This is a genomic window from Rubrimonas sp. (genome assembly GCF_036788415.1).
Lineage (GTDB): Bacteria > Pseudomonadota > Alphaproteobacteria > Rhodobacterales > Rhodobacteraceae > Rubrimonas.
Genome location: NZ_DAIQNN010000184.1, coordinates 1 through 3,382, shown reverse-complemented (window position 1 = coordinate 3,382; position 3,382 = coordinate 1). Strand labels below are relative to the sequence as shown.

Genomic DNA, 3,382 nt, shown 5'->3' with positions numbered 1-3,382 from the left:
GCCAGCCTGATCGACAGCGCCGTGCTGCTCGAGCTCGACGAGGGCGCGGTCACCGCCGACCGCGTCGGCGACACCGACTGCGTGTTCCTGACCGGCCTGCACCTCGCCGAGCGGGCGATCGCGGAGCGGCTCGCGCGCATCGCCGCGGGCGCGACGCCCTGGCCTGGGATCGACGCCGACCGCGCCTTGCCATGGATGGAGGCGAGGAGCGGCCTGAGCTTCGCCCCCAGCCAGGCCGAGGCCATCCGCCTCGCCCTGCGCTCGAAGGCGCTGGTCATCACGGGCGGGCCGGGCGTCGGCAAGACCACCATCGTCAACGCCATCCTGCGCATCCTCGGCGCCAAGGGGGTGAAGCTCCTGCTCTGCGCGCCCACCGGACGGGCGGCCAAGCGCATGACGGAGGCCACGGGGATGGAGGCGAAAACCATCCATCGCCTCCTCGAGGTCGACCCGAAGAGCTTCGGCTTCAAGCGCGACGAGACGAACCCTCTCGACTGCGACCTGCTGGTCGTCGACGAGAGCTCGATGGTCGACGTGCCGCTGATGCAGTCGCTCCTGAAGGCCGTTCCCGTCGCGGCGGCGCTGCTCATCGTGGGCGACATCGACCAGCTTCCCTCCGTGGGTCCAGGGCAGGTTCTGGCGGACATCATCGGCTCCGGCGCCGTGCCCGTCGTGCGGCTGACGGAGGTGTTTCGCCAGGCGGCGCAGAGCCGGATCATCGTCAGCGCGCACCGCATCAACGAAGGGCGCCTTCCTGACCTGACGCCCCCGGAGGGTGAGACGGACTTCTACTTCGTGAAAGCCGCGGATCCCGAGCAGGCCGCGGCCCGGATCGTCGAGCTCGTGGGCGAGCGCATCCCGCGCCGGTTCGGCCTCGACGCGATCCGGGACATCCAGGTGCTCTGCCCGATGAACCGCGGCGGCGTCGGCGCCCGCGCGCTGAACCTCGCGCTGCAGGCCGCGCTCAACCCCGCGGGCGAGCGTAAGGTCGAGCGCTTCGGCTGGACCTTCGCGCCCGGCGACAAGGTCATGCAGATCGAGAACGACTACGACAGGGAGGTCTACAACGGCGACATCGGCATGATCGAGGACGTCGATCCGGATGAAGGCGAGCTGTCGGTCGACTTCGACGGCCGATCCGTCAGCTTCCCCTTCGGCGAACTCGACACCCTCGCGCCGGCCTACGCGACGACGATCCACAAGAGCCAGGGGTCGGAGTACCCGGCCGTCGTGATCCCCGTCATGACGCAGCACTACGCCATGCTCCGGCGCAACCTGATCTACACCGGCGTCACGCGCGGCAAGAAGCTGGTCGTGCTCGTGGGCCAGACGCGCGCGCTGGCGATCGCCGTGAAGGAGGCCTCCGGCCGACGGCGCTGGTCCAAGCTCGCGGAGTGGCTGCGCGCCGGGCGATGAACGCAGACCGCGGCCCCGTCATCAAGGGCGATCCGGTCGGCGCTGTGGGCGAGCGCCATCGGGCGCTCCGGAGAGCGTCCACGGCAGGCGACGCAAGCGCCGAACCCGGCCGAGACGCATCGACACGCGCGCGCGACGACGCCGGCGCGCGGTGCGATCGATGCGCGGGGCGCGCCGCGGCGTTGACAGGCGTCATTGTTGGAGCATACTCCAACGGGCATGAAGGCGGATCGTCTCCTGCACGAGCGCGTCGTCCTCGCGGAGGACGCCTTCGTCGAGTTGCGCATCTGGCGCGTGCCCTCGCCCGTTCGCGGATCGGCGCACGGTTTCAAATACGCGCTCGCCTATGTCGTGGGGCGCGCGTGCGTGCTGCGCTACGACAACGAGGCGGGCAAGGGCGATCACCGCCATATCGGCGCGGTGGAGACGCCCTACCGCTTCACGACGCCGTCGCAGCTTCTTGCGGATTTCTGGAGGGACGTCGACGCATGGAAACCGGAGCCAACACGCTGATCCTCTCGGTCGCCGGTCGCGACGAGATCGAGCGCCGCGCTGTCGCCGCCTTCGCGGGCGAGCCGCAGGGCGCCCGCGTCAGCTTCGCCTCCGTCGATCTGCTCTGGAAGGTGCTGACGCCGAAACGCTGGGCGCTCATGAAGGCGCTCGCCGGTCAGGGTCCGATGACGATCCGCGCCGCCGCGCGCCGCGTCGACCGGGACGTCAAGGCCGTGCATGGCGACATCCATGCGCTGCTCGACGCAGGGCTGCTCGATCGCACCGACGACGGGCTGATCGTTTTCGGATACGACGCGCTGCGGGTGGAGTTCACGCTGCAGGCGGCGTGACCTCGCCCCGGCCAGCCTCCAGACCGCCGCGCCGGGAGAAACAGGCGACGGGGACGCCTCGCCGCGTGCGTCGGCCGGCCTGTTGAGCGGAACCGCCGGGAGCGATACCGTTACGATGCGACGCGAAGAGCGACTGGGCACAGGGACATGAGCGCTGTCATGACCACCACACCGGCCGGCGCGGCCAACGACAACCGGCATCCCGAGCCGGATTTCCGGCTCGACGATCATGGCTCGGTCATCGTCCTGACGCCGATGTCGGCGGCGGCCAAAGACTGGCGCTAAGCCCATCTGCCGGAGGATGCGATGACCTGGGGGCCGGGCGTCGCCATCGAACGGCGCCTCGTCGGGGACATTCTGAGCGGGATCACCGAGGACGGCCTCACGGTCGCCAGCTGAAGCTCCGAGCGCCGTCACGCCGTGCCGAGACGCTCGGCCATGAGCAGCGTGCGGAGGAGGTCGATGCGGGCGCGCTGCGCGGCGTGCTGCTCGGGCGTGTCGCGGAAGTCCGGCTCGTCGATGGCGTCGATGTCCGGCGGCTTGGTCGACGCTTCGAGACGCGCGAGGCCGACCGCAATCTCGGCGCGGGTGAACAGACGACGCGCTTCGCCGACGAAGGCCGGCAGCTCACGGGCGAAGTTCGGCCGGGTGGCCGCGGCCTCGGCGAAGGCCGGAAGCTTCTCGCCGATGAGATAATCGAGGGCGGCCTCGACGCCGAACCGCTCGCGGATGCCCTCCGCAGCACCGCATTGCTCGATCCAGATCTTCTCGAAGCGCATCCGTCCCGCTCTCCTGTCGCTCTCGTCACGCTCACCCGATCCCGGCCGGACCGCAAGCCGGATCGCGGCGCCGAGCCAAACGCCGCCTTCGGTGAAAGGCTTCGACCGGGCCGCGGGCATATCATCGCGACGGGCCGGTCGACGCGACAGCGAAACGCAACTCGGTCTCATGCCGCCGGACCGGGCGTGAAGCAGGGCGAGCGGAGAGATCGACAACGACCCCGTGCCATGGCGCACCGGCGCATTCTCACTGTCGGCCAGCGCCGTGCGCTGCTCGATCTCCGCGACGACTTGGGAGAGTGCCGCCGCCGCTAACGGGGATTCTGGAACTCACCGACCAAGCCA

Annotated in this window: 5 protein-coding genes; 4 read left to right on the top strand and 1 reads right to left on the bottom strand. The window is 70.1% G+C overall.

The features are described from left to right. The 4 genes from recD2 to V7Q31_RS18130 all read left to right on the top strand — a co-directional run. Nucleotides 1–1,416: SF1B family DNA helicase RecD2 (gene recD2, locus V7Q31_RS18145; protein WP_333835252.1), on the top strand; the 1,416-nt coding region annotated here is incomplete at its 5' end. Between the two features lie 219 nt (nucleotides 1,417–1,635). After that, entirely contained in the window at nucleotides 1,636–1,929 is a 294-nt protein-coding gene (locus V7Q31_RS18140; protein ID WP_333835251.1) for a toxin-antitoxin system TumE family protein, read from the top strand. Then, on the top strand, nucleotides 1,905–2,258 hold the full coding sequence (locus tag V7Q31_RS18135; protein WP_333835250.1) for an HVO_A0114 family putative DNA-binding protein: 354 nt from the start codon (nucleotides 1,905–1,907) through the stop codon (nucleotides 2,256–2,258). Before V7Q31_RS18140 ends, V7Q31_RS18135 begins: the two co-directional genes overlap by 25 nt. A gap of 159 nt (nucleotides 2,259–2,417) precedes the next feature. Next, nucleotides 2,418–2,543 carry a hypothetical protein gene (locus V7Q31_RS18130; protein ID WP_333835249.1) on the top strand — a complete coding sequence of 42 codons (126 nt, stop codon included), beginning with the start codon at nucleotides 2,418–2,420 and terminating at the stop codon, nucleotides 2,541–2,543. A 128-nt stretch (nucleotides 2,544–2,671) separates the two neighbouring features. Here the strand turns inward: V7Q31_RS18130 and V7Q31_RS18125 are convergent, their stop codons facing one another. Beyond that, nucleotides 2,672–3,274, bottom strand: a complete 603-nt coding sequence (locus V7Q31_RS18125; RefSeq protein WP_333835248.1) for a hypothetical protein — start codon at nucleotides 3,272–3,274, stop codon at nucleotides 2,672–2,674. Nucleotides 3,275–3,382: the final 108 nt, after the last annotated feature.

Bases quoted from the DNA above. Each gene is read 5' to 3' on its own strand.
- V7Q31_RS18140 (WP_333835251.1), top strand. From the start codon at position 1,636: ATGAAGGCGGATCGTCTCCTGCACGAGCGCGTCGTCCTCGCGGAGGAC.
- V7Q31_RS18130 (WP_333835249.1), top strand. From the start codon at position 2,418: ATGACCACCACACCGGCCGGCGCGGCCAACGACAACCGGCATCCCGAG.
- V7Q31_RS18135 (WP_333835250.1), top strand. From the start codon at position 1,905: ATGGAAACCGGAGCCAACACGCTGATCCTCTCGGTCGCCGGTCGCGAC.